General features: G+C 72.6%; 18 protein-coding genes. 4 read left to right on the top strand and 14 right to left on the bottom strand.

Annotated features, from left to right (window positions below; translation table 11 throughout):
- Positions 1-149 precede the first annotated feature (149 nt).
- The gene (locus AMK24_RS05870; protein WP_073765776.1) at positions 150-644 is read left to right on the top strand and encodes a DUF3145 domain-containing protein; all 495 of its coding nucleotides are present in this window, start codon (positions 150-152) and stop codon (positions 642-644) included.
- Between the two features lie 104 nt (positions 645-748).
- Here AMK24_RS05870 and fabF read toward each other — a convergent pair whose 3' ends face one another.
- The 8 genes from fabF to AMK24_RS05830 all read right to left on the bottom strand — a co-directional run bounded on the left by fabF (position 749) and on the right by AMK24_RS05830 (position 7,541).
- Positions 749-2,011, bottom strand: coding sequence for a beta-ketoacyl-ACP synthase II (gene fabF / locus AMK24_RS05865; protein WP_073765774.1), 1,263 nt, complete (start codon positions 2,009-2,011; stop codon positions 749-751).
- 76 nt (positions 2,012-2,087) lie between these two features.
- Entirely contained in the window at positions 2,088-2,336 is a 249-nt protein-coding gene (locus tag AMK24_RS05860; protein ID WP_014045780.1) for an acyl carrier protein, read from the bottom strand.
- 63 nt (positions 2,337-2,399) lie between these two features.
- Positions 2,400-3,431, bottom strand: coding sequence for a ketoacyl-ACP synthase III (locus AMK24_RS05855; protein WP_073765772.1), 1,032 nt, complete (start codon positions 3,429-3,431; stop codon positions 2,400-2,402).
- Between the two features lie 9 nt (positions 3,432-3,440).
- Positions 3,441-4,358 (bottom strand): ACP S-malonyltransferase, encoded by a 918-nt coding sequence (locus AMK24_RS05850; RefSeq protein WP_073765770.1) that lies wholly within the window; start codon positions 4,356-4,358, stop codon positions 3,441-3,443.
- An 89-nt stretch (positions 4,359-4,447) separates the two neighbouring features.
- Positions 4,448-5,647, bottom strand: a complete 1,200-nt coding sequence (locus AMK24_RS05845) for a PucR family transcriptional regulator (RefSeq protein ID WP_073765768.1) — start codon at positions 5,645-5,647, stop codon at positions 4,448-4,450.
- A gap of 212 nt (positions 5,648-5,859) precedes the next feature.
- A complete protein-coding gene (locus tag AMK24_RS05840; RefSeq protein ID WP_073765766.1) occupies positions 5,860-6,267 on the bottom strand; it encodes a hypothetical protein in 408 nt (135 codons plus the stop codon).
- Positions 6,268-6,391: 124 nt separating this feature from the next.
- Positions 6,392-6,733, bottom strand: a complete 342-nt coding sequence (locus AMK24_RS05835; RefSeq protein ID WP_073765764.1) for a DUF397 domain-containing protein — start codon at positions 6,731-6,733, stop codon at positions 6,392-6,394.
- Complete coding sequence (locus AMK24_RS05830) at positions 6,717-7,541, bottom strand: helix-turn-helix domain-containing protein (RefSeq protein ID WP_073766658.1); 825 nt, start codon at positions 7,539-7,541, stop codon at positions 6,717-6,719. Before AMK24_RS05830 ends, AMK24_RS05835 begins: the two co-directional genes overlap by 17 nt.
- 83 nt (positions 7,542-7,624) lie before the next feature.
- Between AMK24_RS05830 and AMK24_RS05825 the strand changes: the two genes are divergently transcribed.
- Together AMK24_RS05825 and AMK24_RS05820 are read left to right on the top strand one after the other, a co-directional pair.
- Positions 7,625-8,146, top strand: coding sequence for an ATP-binding protein (locus AMK24_RS05825; RefSeq protein WP_073765762.1), 522 nt, complete (start codon positions 7,625-7,627; stop codon positions 8,144-8,146).
- Positions 8,147-8,238: 92 nt separating this feature from the next.
- On the top strand, positions 8,239-8,898 hold the full coding sequence (locus AMK24_RS05820) for a pirin family protein (RefSeq protein WP_073765760.1): 660 nt from the start codon (positions 8,239-8,241) through the stop codon (positions 8,896-8,898).
- 91 nt (positions 8,899-8,989) lie between these two features.
- Here the strand turns inward: AMK24_RS05820 and AMK24_RS05815 are convergent, their stop codons facing one another.
- From AMK24_RS05815 to AMK24_RS05790, 6 genes are all read right to left on the bottom strand, one after another.
- The gene (locus tag AMK24_RS05815; RefSeq protein ID WP_073766656.1) at positions 8,990-9,703 is read right to left on the bottom strand and encodes a DinB family protein; all 714 of its coding nucleotides are present in this window, start codon (positions 9,701-9,703) and stop codon (positions 8,990-8,992) included.
- Positions 9,704-9,890: 187 nt separating this feature from the next.
- Positions 9,891-10,307, bottom strand: a complete 417-nt coding sequence (locus AMK24_RS05810) for a YybH family protein (protein ID WP_073765758.1) — start codon at positions 10,305-10,307, stop codon at positions 9,891-9,893.
- A 250-nt stretch (positions 10,308-10,557) separates the two neighbouring features.
- Positions 10,558-10,755 carry a ferredoxin gene (locus AMK24_RS05805; RefSeq protein WP_073765756.1) on the bottom strand — a complete coding sequence of 66 codons (198 nt, stop codon included), beginning with the start codon at positions 10,753-10,755 and terminating at the stop codon, positions 10,558-10,560.
- Between the two features lie 5 nt (positions 10,756-10,760).
- Positions 10,761-12,011 (bottom strand): cytochrome P450, encoded by a 1,251-nt coding sequence (locus AMK24_RS05800; protein ID WP_073765754.1) that lies wholly within the window; start codon positions 12,009-12,011, stop codon positions 10,761-10,763.
- A 398-nt stretch (positions 12,012-12,409) separates the two neighbouring features.
- On the bottom strand, positions 12,410-13,057 hold the full coding sequence (locus tag AMK24_RS05795) for a DUF6518 family protein (RefSeq protein WP_073765752.1): 648 nt from the start codon (positions 13,055-13,057) through the stop codon (positions 12,410-12,412).
- A gap of 272 nt (positions 13,058-13,329) precedes the next feature.
- Positions 13,330-16,638, bottom strand: a complete 3,309-nt coding sequence (locus tag AMK24_RS05790; RefSeq protein ID WP_073765750.1) for a right-handed parallel beta-helix repeat-containing protein — start codon at positions 16,636-16,638, stop codon at positions 13,330-13,332.
- Between the two features lie 223 nt (positions 16,639-16,861).
- Between AMK24_RS05790 and AMK24_RS05785 the strand changes: the two genes are divergently transcribed.
- Positions 16,862-18,049 carry a S8 family serine peptidase gene (locus tag AMK24_RS05785; RefSeq protein WP_073766654.1) on the top strand — a complete coding sequence of 396 codons (1,188 nt, stop codon included), beginning with the start codon at positions 16,862-16,864 and terminating at the stop codon, positions 18,047-18,049.
- Positions 18,050-18,147: the final 98 nt, after the last annotated feature.

The raw sequence follows: 18,147 nt of genomic DNA, 5'->3' as shown, positions 1-18,147 counted from the left end.
ACATTACATCTCGTCACATACTGTCCCTTTTCAGGAGATTAACTCCCGATGCTGTTTACTGATGACAACCTCGGAGTTCGGCCGAAAAGAGGCGGTCCGGACGCGAGGCCGTTGGGGAAGGCGTACTTCGTCCCACACGGGAGGTTCCGGTGACGACACGTGGAGTCCTGTACGTTCACTCCGCACCGCGCGCGCTGTGCCCACACGTCGAGTGGGCGGTGGGGGGCGTCCTCGGTGTGCGGGTGCAGCTGGACTGGATCAGACAGCCGGCCGCGCCCGGCACCTGGCGGTCCGAATTCTCCTGGCAGGGCCGCGTCGGCACCGCCTCGCAGCTCGCCTCCGCCCTGCGCGGCTGGGACCTGCTGCGCTTCGAGGTGACGGCCGAGCCGTGCGCCACCGCCGAGGGCGAGCGCTACAGCTCCACCCCCGGCCTCGGCATCTTCCACGCCGTCACCGGCCTGCACGGCGACATCCTGGTCCCCGAAGACCGGCTGCGGGCCGCCCTGGCGCGCTCGGTACGCGGCGAGAGCGACCTGGAGACAGAGATCTCCGCCCTGCTCGGCAAGCCGTGGGACGACGAGCTGGAGTCCTTCCGCCACGCCGGCGAGGGCGCGCCCGTCCGCTGGCTGCACCAAGTGGTGTGACCCCGCCCGGCGCCCACCGCACCGGCCCGATCACATGACCCCGATCGCATGACGAAGCCCGCCTCCCGGGAACCGGGAGGCGGGCTTCAGCCCTAAGGCGGGGGTCACACCGACCGGAAGGCCAGCACCACGTTGTGGCCGCCGAACCCGAACGAGTTGTTGATCGCCGCGATCGATCCCTCGGGCAGCGCCCGGGGCTCGCCGCGCACGATGTCCGCGTCGATCTCCGCGTCCAGGTCCTCGACGTTGATGGTCGGCGGGGCCGTGCGGTGGTGCAGCGCGAGGACGGTGGCCACCGTCTCGATGCCGCCCGCACCGCCCAGCAGGTGACCCGTCATCGACTTCGTCGCGGAGATCGCGACGTGGTCCAGGTCCTCGCCCAGCACCTTGCGCAGCGCCTTGATCTCCGCGATGTCGCCCTGCGGCGTCGAGGTGGCGTGCGCGTTGAGGTGGACCACCTCGGACGGCTTGAGGTCGCTGGAGTCCAGCAGGTTCTGCATCGCGGCGGCGATGCCCCGCCCGCTCGGCTCGGGCTGCGCGATGTGGTGGGCGTCGGCCGACAGGCCCTGGCCCAGCACCTCGCAGTAGACCTTCGCGCCGCGCTTGGCCGCGTGGTCGGCGGACTCCAGGACGACGACGCCCGCGCCCTCGCCGAGGACGAAGCCGTCCCGGCCGGTGTCGTACGGACGCGACGCCTTCTCGGGCTCGTCGTTGCTCTTGGACATCGCCATCATGTTGGCGAACGCGGCGATCGGCAGCGGGTGGATCGCCGCCTCCGTGCCACCGGCGACGACCACGTCGGCCCGGCCGGTACGGATCATCTCGACGGCGTACCCGATCGCCTCCGCGCCCGAGGCGCAGGCGGAGACGGGCGTGTGGACGCCGGCCTGGGCGTTGACCTCCAGGCCGACGTTGGCCGCCGGGCCGTTGGGCATGAGCATGGGAACGGTGTGCGGGGAGACGCGGCGTACGCCCTTCTCCTTGAGCACGTCGTACTGGTCGAGCAGGGTGATCACGCCGCCGATGCCGGAGGCGATGACCGAACCGAGGCGCTCGGGGGCGATGGACTCGTCCTCGCCGGCCTTGGCGGTGAAGCCCGCGTCCGCCCAGGCCTCGCGGGCCGCGATCAGCGCGAACTGCGCGGAGCGGTCCAGCTTGCGGGCCAGGGGGCGGGGGAGCACGTCGCCCGGGTCGACGGCCGCGAGGGCGGCGATCCGGACGGGCAGTTCGGCGAAGCGCTCGCCTTCGAGAGGCTTGACGCCGGACCGGCCGGCCATCAGACCTTCCCAGGTCGATGCGGAGTCGCCACCCAGCGGAGTGGTTGCGCCGATACCGGTGACGACCACGGTGCGATTGGTCGAGTTCACTGGAAAATCTTCTCCACGTGTAGAGGGTCGTGAATCAGCGGCGCCACCGCCGGGTGGCGACACAGCCGGGCTGGGGTCAGCCCTGGTGCTTCAGGATGTAGTCGGCGGCGTCGCCGACCGTCTTGAGGTTCTTGACGTCCTCGTCGGGGATCTTGACGTCGAAGCGCTCCTCGGCGGCGACGACGACCTCGACCATGGACAGCGAGTCGACGTCCAGGTCGTCGGTGAAGGACTTGTCCAGCTGGACGTCCTCGACCGGGATACCGGCGATCTCATTGACGATCTCGGCGAGACCGGTGACGATCTCTTCCTGCGTGGCGGCCATCTTGGCGCTCCTTCGGTGGGTTTGTTCGGTGTACGTGCGCCCGGGCCAAAAGGTCCGGTGTGCCTAGGGGAGGGTAACGACCGTCGCGGCGTAGACGAGACCCGCCCCGAAGCCGATGACGAGCGCGGTGTCGCCGCTCTTCGCCTGACCGGTCGCCAGGAGCCGCTCCATCGCGAGCGGGATCGAGGCGGCGGACGTGTTGCCGGTGGACTCGATGTCACGGGCGACCGTGACGTGTTCCGGCAGTTTCAGGGTCTTCACCATCGAGTCGATGATCCGCATGTTGGCCTGGTGCGGGATGAAGACGTCCAGGTCCTCCGGGGAGATCCCGGCCGCGTCCAGCGCCTGCTGGGCGACCTTCGCCATCTCGAAGACGGCCCAGCGGAAGACCGCTTGGCCCTCCTGCGTGATGGCGGGGAACTTGATCTCGCCCTTGGAGTCGAGCGGCAGCGTGGAGACGTCTCCGACGTGCAGGTCGTTCCAGGCCACCGTCTGCTTGATGGTCTCGGACTTGTCGCCCTCGGAGCCCCACACGGTCGGGCCGATGGCCGGCTCCTGGGAGGGGCCGACGACGACCGCGCCCGCGCCGTCGCCGAACAGGAAGGCCGTCGCGCGGTCCTCCAGATCGGTCAGGTCGCTGAGCCGCTCCACGCCGATGACCAGGACGTACTCCGCCGAACCCTCGACGATCATGCCCTTGGCGAGGGTCAGGCCGTAGCCGAAGCCCGCGCACCCGGCGGAGATGTCGAAGGCGGCGGGCCTGCCCGCGCCGATCTTGTGCGCGATCTCGGTCGCCACGGCCGGGGTCTGCTTGAAGTGCGAGACGGTCGAGACGACGACCGCGCCGATCCGGTCGGGGTCGATGCCCGCGTCGGCGATGGCCTTGCCGGACGCCTCGATCGACATCGCGGCCACGGTCTCCTCCTCGGAGGCCCAGTGGCGGGTGACGATGCCGGAGCGGGAGCGGATCCACTCGTCGGACGAGTCGATCGTCTCGAGGATCACCTCGTTCGGCACGACCCGGGTCGGGCGGTAGCCGCCGACACCGATGATCCGCGCGTACGGGGCGCCCTTGCTGGGCTTGATCTTCGACATGCTCGCTCCTTAGACGCCCGCGTGCTCGGAAATGAGCGCGCGGGCCGCGTCGAGGTCGTCGGGGGTCTTGAGCGCGAGCGTCCGCACGCCGGGCAGCGCCCGCTTGGCGAGACCGGTCAGTGTGCCGCCGGGGCTCAGCTCGACGAGTGCGGTGACGCCCAGGGACTGGAAGGTCTCCATGCACAGGTCCCAGCGGACCGGGTTGGCGACCTGCCCGACCAGCCGGGCGACGACCTCGGTGCCGGTGGCCACGGTGTGGCCGTCGGCGTTGGAAACGTAACGCACGGTCGGGTCGGAGACCGTCAGATCGCCGACCGCCGCGCGCAGCTTCTCCACGGCCGGGGCCATGTGGTGCGTGTGGAACGCGCCGGCCACCTTCAGCGGAACGATCCGCCTGACGCCCTCGGGCTTGTCGGCCTCCAGGGCCGCGATCTGGGCGGCGGTGCCGGCGGCGACGATCTGGCCGCCGCCGTTGACGTTGGCCGGGGTGAGCCCCAGCCCCTCCAGGTGCGGGACCGTGACGGCCGGGTCGCCGCCGAGGAGGGCGGCCATCCCGGTCTCGGTGACGGCGGCGGCCTCGGCCATGCCGAGCCCCCGGGTCCGCACGAAGCGCAGCGCGGCCTCGTCGTCGATGACGCCGGCGAGCGCGGCGGCGGTGATCTCACCGACGCTGTGGCCCGCGACGACGTCCGGGGCGGCGGCGTCCAGAGCGGACGCCGAGAGCAGTCCGGCAGCCACCAGGAGCGGCTGCGCCACGGCCGTGTCGCGGATCTCGTCCGCGTCGGCCTTCGTGCCGTAGTGGGCAAGGTCGAGCCCGATGGCGTCGGACCAGGCCGCGATGCGGTCGGCGGCACCGGGGAGGTCGAGCCAGGGAGTCAGGAAGCCGGGCGTCTGAGCGCCTTGGCCGGGAGCGACGAGTACGAGCACCCTCACACTCTCTCTTGTGGACGGCCCGGTACGCCCGTGGGGACAGGGACGAAGAACCGTCAGGGGAATTGTTGAAGTCCGACAAAAGTCTAGGACTGAGGATCGGCTGCGGCCAAGCGCCCCAGGATCAGGGCGATCCGCAGCGTGAAGGCGGACCGCACATCGGAGGGTGACCATCCGGTGACGTCCGTCACACGTCGCAGCCGGTAGCGCACGGTGTTGGGGTGCACGAAGAGCATCCGGGCGGCGCCCTCCAGACTGCTCGCCTGCTCCAGGTAGACGCTCAGCGTTTCCAGCAGGGCCGAACCGGCTTCCTCCAGCGGTCTGTAGATCTCCTCCACCAACTGGTCGCGCGCTGCCGGGTCTCCGGCCATCGCGCGCTCCGGGAGGAGATCGTCCGCCAGCACCGGGCGCGGCGCGTCCTGCCACGCCGAGCACGCTTTCAGCCCGGCCGCCGCCGCCTGTGCGGACCGGCTGGCCGCGAGCAGGTCCGGCACGACGGGACCGGCGACGACCGGCCCGGCCGCGTACGGGCCGATCAGGCCCTTCGCCACCTGGAGCGGGTTGTCGCTGCCGCCCGCGATGACCACGAGCCGGTGGCCGAGGACGCCGGTGAGGACCTGGAGCTTGGCGTGCCGGGCGGCGCGCCTGATCGCCTCGACGGTCAGCTCGCTGTCCCCGTCCGGCGCGGTGCCGAGGACGACGCACACGTGCTCGGGCGAGTTCCAGCCGAGCGCGGCGGCCCGGGACACGGCCCCCTCGTCGGCCTCGCCGGAGAGCACCGCGTTCACCACCAGCGACTCCAGCCGGGCGTCCCAGGCGCCGCGGGCCTCGGCGGCCTGCGCGTAGACCTGGGCGGTGGCGAAGGCGATCTCGCGCGCGTAGACGAGCAGCGCCTCCCGCAGCACCGACTCGTCGCCGGGGGCGGCCACCTCGTCGATCGCGGCCTCCATGACCTCGATCGTGGTGCGCACCATCTCCACGGTCTGCCGCAGGGTGATGGCCCGGGTCAGTTCGCGCGGGGCGGTGCCGAACACGTCGGTCGAGATGGCCTGCGGGGTCTCGGGATGCCGGAACCACTCGGTGAACGCGGCGATGCCGGCCTGGGCGACCAGGCCGATCCAGGACCGGTTCTCCGGGGGCATCGCCCGGTACCACGGCAGCGATTCGTCCATGCGGGCAATCGCGTTCGCGGCCAGTCGGCCGGAGGACTGCTCCAGCCGTTTCAGCGTCGCGGCATGCAGGTGGGCGTCGTGGGCGGGGGGCTGCTCAGGATCGGGTCGGGGCACGAGGACAAGACTGCCTTATCGGGCCGGTGGATCGGCGGGCCGGGGCGTGACAGCCCCGTACCGGTGGGTAGCGGAACACCTGGCGGGGCCGCCGCGACCGGTCCGGAGCGCTGTCGTCGGGGCGCGGCCCCCGTTGTCGTGGCCGCGGTCATCGTCGCCGTACGTACGCCCCCGGCACGCGCCGGCCGGGGCGGGGCCCGGCCGGGGTGCGGTCAGGCCCCGGTCCGCTTCTCGCGCTCGTCCGCCAGCCGGTCCAGTTCGCGCATCGCCTGGGCGTGGCTGCTCATTCTGCGACTCACGCTGCCGGTGGTGACCAGAGCGGTCCCCGCCAGCGCCACGGGGATGGAGAGCCCGAGGACGAGCAGCGCCTCGGGCCAGTCGCGTTCGTCGGCGCAGTAGTCGCCGTTGTAGACGCCTTCGTTGGCGGTGCCCCGGTCCGTGAACAGGCGGGCCGCGCACTCCCTCTCGTTGCCGCCGGCCGTCTCGATCGAGTACTCCGTCATCAGCAGGATGGCGCACCAGCCCCACAACACGCCCGCGACCACCAGGAGAAGGGCTCCCACATCACGTGTGCGGGCGGCCCGCTCCCGGAATTCGAGGTCGTAGTCTCGTGATCGCATGGCGGATGAATCTAGCAGTGGACGACTGCCGCTTCCCGTACGGGGGAGCGGTCGGGACACGACGCGGAGCGGGGCGGTATCGGGGCGAGTCGCCCCTACCGCCCCGCCGTTGGCGAAGACCGTGTCAGCGCAGCCCGTCCACGAACGCCTGCCAGGCGTGGGCCCCCAGGACGATGGCGGGGCCGGTCGGGTTCTTGCTGTCGCGCACGGGGACGGACCCGCAGGCGGAGTCGACGGCGGTCTCGACGCAGCAACCGCCGGTGTTTCCGCTGTACGAGGACTTCTGCCAGGCCGCGCCTTCGGTCACGGTGCATTCGACGCAGTCGCCGCCGTTCGTGCCGCTGTACGAGGACTTCCGCCAGGCCGCGCCATCGGTCACGGTGCACTCGACGCACTCGCCGCCGGTGCTTCCGCTGTAGCTGGACTTGCGCCAGTCCGCGTTCGTCAGGTCAGGGCCGTGCTCCATAACGCTCCTCCATCACGCGGCGGATCCGCTCCACCGATTTCTCGACGGAGAGTGCGGTGGCCTGGAGATGAGCGTATCGGAGCGAGGACTCCCTGACCGTCTCCGGGTTGGCCGTCATATGGCCGGAGATGAGGTCCTCGGTGTAGATGATGTCCGGGTCGTCGTCGAAGCGCATACCGGTGAACGAACCATCCAAGCTAGCGTGTTCGCCCGCCTCGAACGGCAGCACCTGGATGCGCACCCAGCGGTGGTCCGCGAAGTCCAACAGCTTCTGGAGTTGGGCCCGCATCACCTCTTCGCCGCCGATCGGCCGGTACAGCACGGCCTCGTCCAGGATCGCCCACGCCAGCGGCGGTTTCTCCTTCTGCAGGACGCGCTGGCGCTCCATCCGGGCCGCGAGCAGACCATCGAGATCCTTGGGCATGCCGGTGGCCAGCACCGCCCGCGCGTACTCCTCCGTCTGGAGCAGCCCGTAGACCAACTGCGCCTGGTACGTCGAGATGTACGCGGCCTTCGCCTCCATGTCCGCGTACGCCTGGAACCAGGTCGGCAGTTGGCTCCGCAGCACCAGGCCCACCAGCCGTGAGAACACCCCGTCCGTGCCCAGTGCCATGTCCACGCGCTCCGAGAAGTCGCGCGTCGGGATCTTCTTCGTCGTCTCGACCTGGCCGACCAGTGAGCCGGTGCAGAAGATGATGTTGCCCAACTGCGGTTGCGTCAGACCGGCGGCCTCACGCTGGCGGCGCAACTCCCAGCCGAAGTAGTTCAGCGGGGAGGCGTCGGGATCAAGCGTCTGGATGTTGGCCACCGTGCGGACCTCCGGGTGCAACGCCTCGCGGCGTTCGTTTCGGTACGTAGCCGAGCGTAGCCAGTACGTCGCAGCCTGGTGACATGAATCACGTACTCGTCCCCCGGAGGAATCCCGGGGAGCCCGTCTACCGTGCCGACCTGGCTCTCAGCGAGCACTCCGCCCGGCACCTGCGCCGCGTCCTGCGGCTCTACCTCACGACGTGGGAGCTGCCGTTCCTCGCCGACGCGGCGGAGTTGGCGCTCACCGAACTGATCGCCAACGTCGTACGGCACGTCCCCGGCCGACGCGGCCGGACCTACATCTTCCGACTGCCGGACCGTGAGGGCGTCCGCGTCGAGGTCGCGGACGACAGCCCCGTCCTGCCGCTCGCCGTCAAGGGCGACCCGATGGAGGAAGGGGGCCGGGGGCTCGTGCTCGTCAACGCCGTCACCGACGACTGGGGCATCGTGAAGCAGTGGGACCAGGTCGGGAAGACCATCTGGTTCGAGTGCCTGACCCCGCCGGAGCTGGGCGGCAGCCGCCTCCGGAGGGCGAAGCCGGAACCGAGGCCGGAGCCGAGGCCCGAACCGAGGCCGGAACCGGCGGTGCAGCCGCGTCCGTGAACGGCGGCCACGGTGACGGGGCGGTGTAGTGCCGCCCCGGAGCCGTACGGGGCCCCCGGGCGCGGGCCCGTGCGCCGGGCTACCGTGGTCCGGTGATATCCGTGCACCGGTCCGAGGACCGCTACCGGGGCGGGGACGAGGCCGCCGGGATCGACACCCGGCACGCCCTGTCCTTCGGCCCCTTCTACGACCCGGACAACCTCCGCTTCGGGCCGATCCTGGCCTGCAACGAGGAGCGGCTGGCCCCGGGCGCCGGGTTCGAGGAGCATCCGCACAGCCATACGGAGATCGTCACCTGGGTCGTCGAGGGCGAGCTGACCCACCGCGACTCGGCCGGGCACTCCACCGTCGTCCGCGCCGGGGACGTGGCCCACCTGAGCGCCGCCTCCGGGGTCCGGCACGTCGAACGCAACGACGGCACGGGCCCGTTGACGTTCCTCCAGATGTGGCTGGCCCCCCTGGAGCCGGGCGGCGCACCCTCGTACACGGTCGTGCCCGGCATCGCCGAATCCACCCCGTACGCGCTGCCCGGCGCGGGCGCGGTCCTCCACGTCCGCCGGCCGGCCGGGGGCGAGCGCACGGCGCTCCCGGACGCGGAACGGCTGTACGCGCACGTGGTGCGGGGGAGGGCCGCCCTGGGCGGCGAGGAGCTGGGGCCCGGCGACGCCGCCCGGATCACCGGTGCGCGGGACCTGGCGGCGGTCGCGGGGGAGGGGCCCGCCGAGCTGCTGGTGTGGGAGCTGGCGGGCTGAGACCCGGCCCCCGGCTGAGCACCAGGCCCGGCGCCCCCGTGGCTACGAGCCCCGGCCCCCGGCTGCGCACGAGGCCCGGGGGCCCCGGCGGCTACGAGGCCCGGCGGGCCCGCCACAGGTCGCGGAGCAGGGCGATCTCGGCCATGTGGTGGATCAGCTCCAGGTTGGCGTTGGCCAGCGTGCCGATGTACGCGTCGTCCGGGTCGGAGCCGTACGGGTACTGGGAGAGGCCGACCGTGTCGAGCTGCTCCTCGGTGAGGGCCGCCACGCTGGCGCGGTGGCGGTCGAGCGTTTCCCACAGGCGTTCGACCGCGAGCGACGCGGACGGGGTGAAGTCGACCAGGAGGTGGGGATCGCGGCGTCGTTCGCCGAAGGTCCACTCCCACCGGCCGGCGAAGTCCGAGTGCAGATGGCCGAGCCGCCACGCGATGGTCGTGATCGGTACGACGTCGGGCTCCGGCTCGCCGGTGAACGCCAGGACCTCCTCGACCCGTTCGACGCTCACGCTCCAGTCCTCGGCGATCTTCTCGACGGACATCCCGTCCGCCGCCTGCCGCGCGACCTCCGCGTACTCGCTCGCCGGGATCTCCGGAGCGCCCTTGTCGAGGACCCAGGCGCCCGGCCCGTACGCCCGGGGCGTCACCGCCTCCTCGCGGCGGCGGATCGACCAGCTGCCCGGTGCGGGCTCCCAGAGGTACTCCTCGTCCCCGAGCCCCCGCAGCCGGACCTCGGCCATCTCCCGGGCCTGGTCGAACTGGTCGATCAGGATGCCCAGCCGGTCGGTCCGCTGACCCTGGCCGCTCATGCGCAGCTCCTCCTCGTCACGCGCCGGGCGGTCCACGGCGTCCGGAGGACGGTAGCGGCCGGACCCCGGCCCCCGCGAGCGGAATATCCGGTGGCCCGGGCGGCCCGCCGCGGCGGTCATGCGGTTCCCCCGGGCGCCGGGGAGGCCGCCGCGGTCCCGCCGAACCAGTGGTCGTGCCCGGTACGCCCTACCCCTCGGCGCCGGGACTGCTCAGATCGGGGAACGAGTGGTGCTCATGGGCGATCACCCAGCGGTCCGCCTCCTTGCGGAGCCCCAGGGTGAGCCGCAGCCGGAGCCCGGGGCGCGCCGCGAGTTCGTCCTCCGTGCCGCAGCGTACGAGCGCGTGGGCGAAGGCGACGTCCACGCCGGCGGCGACCTCCAGCTCCTCGATGTCGAAGGCGGCGCCCTGGGCCTGCCACTCGAAGAAGGCCGGCCAGACCTGCCGGTAGGCGTCGGCTCCGCGTACGCCGCGGTAGGGCGGCGGGACGTCGAACATCACGATGTCCGCGGCATGATCCGCCACGACGGTGTCGATACGGCCCCGGTGCACTGCTTCGGCCCACCTTTCGATGAGCGCTCGGATCTGCTCGGCGTCGTCCCGCATGGTTCGTCAGTCCTCTCGGATTCCGTCGGCACGTGTGCGGGGAAGGCCCTCGGTGCCGTTACCGCGACCGTCTTCCACAGGAGACGTCGAAGCTGACGGCGCCCGCTCGACATGCTCGCCGCTGTACCGCGCATCCGATCCCGATCCGCCGGACACACCCCGCCGGACACACACCGATGACCGCGAACCCGGTGGGGCGCGTGCCCACGCGTCCCGCCGGGCCGCGGTCCGGCGTCCGGACCCGTGGGGGTCAGTCGTCGGTCAGGGCCACCGCCCCGACCGGGCAGGCCCGGGCGGCTTCCCGTACCAGCGTGTGGCCGGCCGCGGCGGCCGGGCCGCCGGGAAGCACCTCGCTGAACCCGTCGTCGTCCTGCGTGAACACGTCCGGGGCCGTCAGGGCGCACATGCCGGCTCCCACGCAGCGTTCCTTGTCGACGTGGACGTCCATGCCGCTCACCAGGCCACGGGCAGTTCGAGCAGGCCCTGGATCGTGTCGCCGGGTTTGTGCCTCACCTCGTCCGCCGGTACGGCGAGCCTGAGCGCGGGCAGCCGTTCGAAGAGCGTGCGGAGCGCGATGTCGAGTTCGAGGCGGGCCAGGTTCTGGCCCAGGCACTGGTGGACGCCGAAGCCGAACGCGAGGTGGTGGCGGGCGGACCGCTCCCAGTCCAGGGCCTCCGGGTTCGCGAACACGTCGGCGTCGCGGTTGACGAGCGAGGTGGAGAAGAAGACGCCCTCCCCCTTGCGGATCGTCGCCCCGTCCACCTCGATGTCCTCGATCGCCAGGCGTTGCAGCCCATCGGCGATGGAGAGGAACCGCAGCAGCTCCTCGACCACGACGGCCGTCGTCGTCTCCCCCGAGCGCAGCGCCGCCAGTTGGCCGGGGTGGCGCAGCAGGGTGAACGTACCGAGCGAGATCATGTTCGCCGTCGTCTCGTGTCCGGCGACGAGCAGGATCAGGGCGAAGGAGACGAGGTCGTCGCGGCTCACGGGTCCGTCCGGACGGTCCCGGTGGATCAGCTCGTCCAGCAGCCCTTCCCCCGGATCGGCGCGTTTGCGGTCGATCAACGTGCCCAGGTACTCCTCCAGTTCGATGCGGGCCGCCTCCACGTCGTCCGCGCCCGGACCGCGCAGGAGCCGCCGCGAACAGTCCTCGAAGAGGGCGTGGTCGGCGTAGGGCACGCCGAGGAGGGCGCAGATCACCATGGAGGGGACCGGCAGCGCGAAGTCGGCGACCAGTTCGGACGGCGGCCCCTGCCGCTCCATGGCGTCCAGCAACCGGTCCACCGTCTGCTGGATGTGGGGGCGCAGTGCGGCGATCCGTTTCACGGAGAAGCTCGGGATGAGCATCCTGCGCTGGGTGTTGTGCTCGGGGTCGTCGACGCCGAGCAGGGCCACGCGCCGCTGCCGGGTCCGCGCGAACCGCTCGGCCGGGATGGGGAAGGCGGGGTGGGCACGGTCGGTGGAGAGCCGGGGGTCGGCCAGGAGCCGGCGGGCCAGGGCGTGCCCGGTGACGGCCCAGACCGGGCGCCCGTCATAGAGCGTGACCCGGCTCAACGGCCTTTCCGCGCGCAGTGGTTCGTACCCGGCGGGCGGGTGGTAGGGGCATTCGCGGTCCTGCGGGAACGGCGGGGCGGAGGTCGGTTCGGTGATGGTGCCGGTGAGGGTGGCGTCCTGGCGGGCCGGTTCCGTCGTGGATTCCGTCATGGGATCGGTCGCCTCGCAGTGCTCGGTGATAGGTCCGAAGCGGGCCGCTCCGGACCTCACACCCAATTGGATGCTTCAGGCACCTAATGCGTCGACGTGCGGACCGGCCACTTCGCCGGACCCCGCGATCTGGCCGGTGCCGTTCGCACAGATCCGAACAGTCGCGCATTCGTCGAGGTCGCGCGGTCGCGGTTCGACTGCGGTGACCGGAATGCCGTCCGCGCGGGGCCGGATCCGTCCACGAACGCGTCCGGAACGGAACGATGGCGTCCATGACGGACGGCCCACTCCGACGCGTTCCGGGGACCGGCCCGGGAGAGCCGGCGCTCGCACCGCTCTCCGGGTGCGGAAGGAGCGACTGCGGCCGGCGCGTTCGACGAGCGGGGGGCCGGTCGGCGTCACACCGTTCCGATCAGGCTGTTGAGGATGGTCTTCTCGGCGAGGTAGAAGACGAGACCGCCCACGGGGGCGAGCACGGCGCACAGCCAGTAGCGGCGTGCCCCGGTGCGCGCCAGGTAGACGGTGAGGAGGGCGGCGAGCAGCGCGCCCACGGTGAGGAAGACGGCCGCCTCTCCCCAGTAGCGAAGTGCCAGCCCCATCCAGAGCCCCTCGCCCAGCACCACCATGGCGATGACCGCCCCGGCGACCGCCCGCAGGTCACCCCGCCCACGTCGTACGGTCCACCCCGCCCATCCCAGCAGGGGGCCTCCGGCCAGTCCGGCCACCGACCAGACGGCGGCGGTTCCGAGCCCTCCGCTCCCGAAGGTGCCCCCGAGCGCGGACGCCGCGTAGTAGCCGCAGCAGGTGGCGAGCATCATCAACGCCCCGCCCCAGACGGCGGCCCACCGGGAACGAATCAGCGCACCGGCTACGGCGGTCCAGATGATCCAGGTGGACGTCGAGTTGGTGGCCCGGTCCAGCACGGGGGTCAGTCCGTGCAGGGCGTACGTCGCCCAGCCGAGCAGCAGTCCGAAGAGAGCGGACGCGGTGAGAACGGCGGCGGGGGTGTTGAGGGTGTCGCGTCGGGACGCGGTCAGGGAAGCCATGATCCGGAACTATACATTGCATGTATACATCCGATGTATAGTGGCTGGGCGCGGTGCACGCGGCCGACGCCCGCAAGGTCAGGCCGCGGTTCTGGAAAAGGACGACGCCCCGGCACCGCCGCCCCGACGGGGGCTCGGGCGGCGCCGGGGCGGCCCGGGGCTCTGTCGGCCACTCCGGGCCGGTGGGGCGCCGCCCCGCGGCCGGCCGAGGTCCCGGACCGGATCCGGGTTCCCCGCCCGCCGGCCGGGCGGCGCTACTTTCGCAACACGCCTCAGCGCCCCACCGCCGCCACCTCCGGCGGCAGGTCGTCGGGGAGCAGCAGGCGCAGGTCGTCCAGGCTCGGGGCGGACATCGCGCCGAGCCTGCCCGCCTGGCGCGTCATCATCGCCTCCAGGATCTGGCGGGCCGTCCGCGCGTTGCCGAAGGAGTGGTCACGGGGCAGGGAGTCCACGTAGGCGTACAGCGCGGCGACCGTCTCCGGGGCGCAGTCGTAGCCGTAGCCGGCGGCCTGCTGGGACAGGATCAGCAGCAGGTCGTCGGTGGAATAGCTCTCGAACTCCACGGTGCGCGAGAACCGCGAGGCCAGGCCCGGGTTGGAGTCGAGGAAGCGGCGCATCTCGCGGGTGTATCCGGCGGCGATGACGACGACCTCGTCGCGGTGGTCCTCCATCAGCTTCAGCAGCGTGTCGACCGCCTCCCGGCCGAAGTCGGAGGCCGCGCCCTCCGGGGTGAGCGTGTACGCCTCGTCGACGAACAGCACACCGCCGATGGCGCGTTCGAACGCCTCCTTGGTCAACTGCGCCGTGTGGCCCACGTAGCGGCCGACCAGGTCGGCGCGCGCCACCTCGACCAACTGGCCCTTGGGCAGCACCCCGAGGGAGCGCAGCAGGTCCGCGTACAGGCGGGCGATCGTCGTCTTGCCCGTGCCGGGAGGCCCGGAGAAGATCAGGTGGTTGCTGATCTTCGGGGTGGGCAGCCCGGCGGCCTTGCGCTGCTTCGTCGCGGTGAGCAGGTTGACCAGCGCGGTCACCTCGTTCTTGACCGCCGTCAGTCCGATCATGGCGTGGAGCTGGGCGAGGAGCTCCTCGGAGCCGGGGCCGTCGTCCGCGGGCGTGCCCGTGTCGGGCCCCACGTCCTCGGGCAGCAGGAGGGCCAGATCGCTCTCGGCGGGGTTCTTCATGGTGGCGAACCGGGACGCCTGGCGGTCCACCATCTCCTCGAACACCCGGCGCGCGGCGCGGCCGTTGCCGAACGTGGCGTCGCGCGGCATCCGTTCGTAGTGCCGGGCGAGCGCCTCACGGGTCTGCGGGGCGAGTTCGTAGCGGTGGCCGGTGCACATGTTCTCGGTGATGGTCACCAGCTCGTCCACCGAGTAGTTGGCGAAGTCGATGGTCCGGGTGAACCGGGAGGCCAGGCCCGGGTTGGAGGAGAGGAAGCTCTCCATCTCCCCGGTGTACCCGGCGGCGATCACGGCGACGTCGTCGCGGTGGTCCTCCATCAGCTTGAGCAGCGTGTCGACCGCCTCCCGGCCGAAGTCGGCCCCGGAGCCCTTGCTGTCGGAGAGCAGGGTGTACGCCTCGTCGATGAACAGCACGCCGCCCAGCGCCTCGTTGAACGCCTCGGTGGTCTTGATGGCCGTACCGCCGATCACCTGCGCGACCAGGTCGGCGCGGGAGACCTCCACGAGGTGGCCCGACCGCAGCACGCCGAGGTCGGCCAGGATGCCGCCGTACAGCCGGGCCACCGTGGTCTTGCCGGTGCCGGGCGGACCGGAGAAGACGAGGTGGCGGCTGACCTGGGCGACGGGCATGCCGAGCTGGGCGCGGCGCTGGTTGAGCTGGTTGAGGTTGACCAGGTTGCGCACCTGGCTCTTGACCTCGGAGAGGCCGACGAGGGACTCCAGCTCCTCCAGCGGCCCTTCGGGCCCCTTCTTCGCGGAGTCCGGACCGCCGCCCGCGACGTCCGCCGGGAGGGTGTCGCCCCAGGCGTCCGGGACCGCGTTGCCGGCGCTGTTCAGCCCCTCGACGGTGAGGCGTTCGTTGATACGGGTCTGCCGCAGGCCCGCGCCCCGGTTGTCGCGGACGGTGCAGTCGGCGACGGTGACGGGCTCAGCGCTGTCGATGCGGATGCCGTCGCCGACGCTGCCGATGACCTGCGAGGAGGTGAGGGTGGCGCGGGAGCCGTTGGCGAGCAGGACGCCGTGGGCGCCGGAGTCGGTGATGTGGACGCGCAGGACGGTGAGTTGACCGCCGTTGTCCACCGTGATGCCGCCCGCCGCGGCGAACTCGATCGCGCAGTCCCGGACGGCGCCCCGCCCCTCCGTACCGACCGAGACGGTGGTGTCCTCGGCCGCTCGCATGACCGTGTCGCGGATGTCGGGGTTGCCGCCCGAGGCGATCCGCACCGCCGAACCGCCCGCCCGGTCGATCTCGCAGTGCTCCAGCCGGCCGCGTCCGTCCTCGGCCACCTCCACGCCGTGGCCGCCCGGCGAGGTGATCCGCAGGCGGCGCAGCAGCGGGTCGGCCCCGGTGCGGATGCGGACGGCGACCCCGGCCGCGTCGCTGACCAGCAGTTCGTCGAACTCCGCGGTCGAATCCTCCTCCAGCAGCACGGCCCCGTTCGCGTCCGCGCAGTCGCGCACCGCGCAGCCGATCAGGGTGGGCGAGCTGGAGCCGACCACCCGGACGGCCGGGGCGGCCGAGGTGTCGAACTCGCAGTGCTGGAAGGTGCCCCGGGAGCGCTCGCCGACCACGAGGCCGCCGCCCTTGGTGCGCGAGGTCCGGCAGTCGAGGAACTCGGGGTCGGCGCTCACGGCCAGCATGATGCCGGGGCCCGAGGTGTCGCTGACGGAGACGTTCTCCAGGGAGGGGCGGGCGGAGCTGGTGATGTAGACGCCGACCGAGGTGTCGTGCACCGTGGTGCGCAGGACCCGGGTGCCGCTGCGGCCCTCCAGGGCGATGGACGGCTTGTCCGTGCCGGAGATGTCGCAGTCCTCCACCAGGCCCTGGGCCTCGTCCGAGGTCAGTACGCCGTTGGCCCGGGCGTCGAGGATCCGGCAGTCCCGCACCGTCGTCCGGGCCTCCGCGCCGATGACGACGCCGGAGGTGCCGAGGTTCGCTATGCGGCAGCCCGCGATGACGCTGCCGGTGGGGGCGGAGTCGACGATCCCGGCCCCCTTGGGGTTGCTGACCTGGCAGTCGCGCATGGCGACCGAGCCCGATTCCCTGGCCAGTACGGCCGTCCAGCCGGAGCCGACGACCGTGCAGCCGTCCATCGCGACCTGGCCGCGCGGGGCGTCGACCACCGGCAGGTCCTCGCTCCCGCCGCGCAGGGTCAGATCGGTGAGCATCACCGCGTCGGCGACCAGGATGACGGCGGTGCCCCGGCGCGGGCATATCTCGACGCTGCCCGGTTCCCCGTCGGCGACGATGGTGACGCGCGTCCTGACCGTGAGGTTCTCCGGGTAGCGGCCGGGGTGCACGCGGATCACCGCACCCGTGCGTGCCTTGTCCAGGGCTTCACCGATCGTCCGGAAGCTGTCCGGTTGGTCCGACCCGACCCTGAGCAATTGCCGTGACACGCCCGATCCTCCTCCTTGTGGTGCCGCTGCGCGCCTCTCCCGCCGGGGGGCCGGCGGGGAACCGGGTCGCGTCGGGTACGCGCAGCTGTGCGCACGCGACGAAGGCTACGGGACCGGTGCCGCGATGTTCCAGGTGGGACAGGAGAGTTCGGGCCGGACGCGGCGTGCGGAGCGACGGGTGCCGGCCGACGCGCCGTCACCCGTCCGGCCTATCATGCGCGCCATGCCCCCTGCCCGAGTTCGCCCCCGCCGCCCCCGGGCCGCGGCGGTCGCCGCCGCCCTGACGCTGACCGTGCTCCCGACCGCGCTGGGCGCGGCCGGCGCCGGACCGGCGTCGGCCGATTCCGTGGGACTCCCCGTCGTGCGCTCCGCGCTGGCGGAGGACGACACCTGCGTCGAAGCCTCGAAGGTGAAGGCCCGGTCCGAGCCCTGGACCGCGGGCGCGCTGGGAACGGCCCGCGCACGGCCGCTCTCCCGGGGGGCCGGGCAGACGGTCGCGGTGGTCGACACGGGGGTCGCGGAGTCGGCCCCGGCGCTCTCGGGCCGGGTGACCGCGATCGGGGACGCGGGCCGGGACTGCGTCGGGCACGGCACGTTCGCCGCCGGCCTGATCGCGGCGGCCCCGGCCGGCGACGGGGGACCGGCCGGGCTGGCTCCCGAGGCGCGCATCCTCGCCGTACGGGGGGCCGACGAGCGCGGCGGGTCCACGGTGGACCAGGTCGCCGCGGGGATACGCACGGCGGCCGACGAGGGCGCGTCCGTCATCTACGTCGCCGCCGCCCTGGCCGACGGCCGGGCCGAGCTGACGAAGGCCGTCGCCTACGCGAGCGACAAGGACGCGCTGGTCGTGGCCCCCCTCGCCCCGGACGCGCTGCCGAGGGACGCCCGGCCCGCCCCCTGGTACTGGCCCGCCGCCGCCCCCGGGGCGATCGGCGTGACGGACTACGGGCCGGACGGGCAGCGGCCCGTCAACGCGCCCGTGGTGGGCGGAGCGGACCTGGCCGCGCCCGGCGACGCGGTGGTGAGCATCGGCCCCGAGGGCTCGGGCCACTTCATCGGCTACGGAGCCTCGTTCGCCGCCGCCCACGTCGCGGGGGCGGCGGCCCAGGTGCGGGCGCGCCACCCGAAGCTCCCGGCCGCCGAGGTGGCGCGCCGCCTGACCGAGGCGGCCTACCCGGCGAGTCCGCCGCGACTGGACCCGTACGCCGCGCTGACGGCCGTCCTGACGGAGGAGAAGGGGGCGGCGCCCCGGCCGGAGCGGGCGGAGGTCCCGCCGCCGCCCGCGGCGGAGCCCCGCACCCGCGCGCTGATCGCGGCGGGCGTGGGCGGCGGCGTGGTGCTGCTGGTCGCGGCGGCCGCCGTGGTGATCCCGCGCGGCCGGGCCCGCGGCTGGCGTCCCGCGGGGCGCTGACGGGGCCGTAGCGGGGGCCGCCGCGGGCCCGGACCGGGGGAGCGGGGACGCCCCCGGCCCGCCGAGGGGCCGGGGTGCGGGCGTCCCGGTCCGGCCCG

It is taken from the genome of Streptomyces sp. CB02366 (assembly GCF_001905905.1).
Taxonomy (GTDB): domain Bacteria; phylum Actinomycetota; class Actinomycetes; order Streptomycetales; family Streptomycetaceae; genus Streptomyces.
Note: the sequence above shows the minus strand (reverse complement) of the source record. Positions and strands in the feature narration are given on the sequence as shown.